General features: G+C 55.4%; 1 protein-coding gene. It reads right to left on the reverse strand.

Features of this window, described 5'->3' with window-relative positions; genetic code table 11:
- On the reverse strand, positions 1-218 hold a 218-nt coding region (locus tag ACSV5T_RS10270), incomplete at its 3' end, for a hypothetical protein (protein WP_438321080.1).
- Between the last annotated feature and the right edge of the window lie 24 nt (positions 219-242).

Raw genomic sequence — 242 nt, forward strand, 5'->3', positions numbered from 1 at the left:
CGTTGCAGGGCCTGATTGGATGGCTGCGCTGGATTTGGTGTACTCGCAGTCACCTGCCCCAGCTTGTCGCGTGCCAAAAGATTGTGATAGTCATCTCCGGTCGCCAGCTTACGATAAATACTTTCTGCTGCCTGTTTGGAAGCACGGTCAGCACGTTGTTCGCTGGCACGTGCCAGCCAGTATTGCCAGCGATCTTCCTGCTTCTGGTTGACGCTCATGCTGTCAATCGCACGGATCAGGCT

The sequence above is a fragment of the Veillonella sp. ZSJB6 genome (assembly GCF_051549505.1).
In the GTDB taxonomy this organism is placed as follows: Bacteria; Bacillota; Negativicutes; order Veillonellales; family Veillonellaceae; genus Veillonella.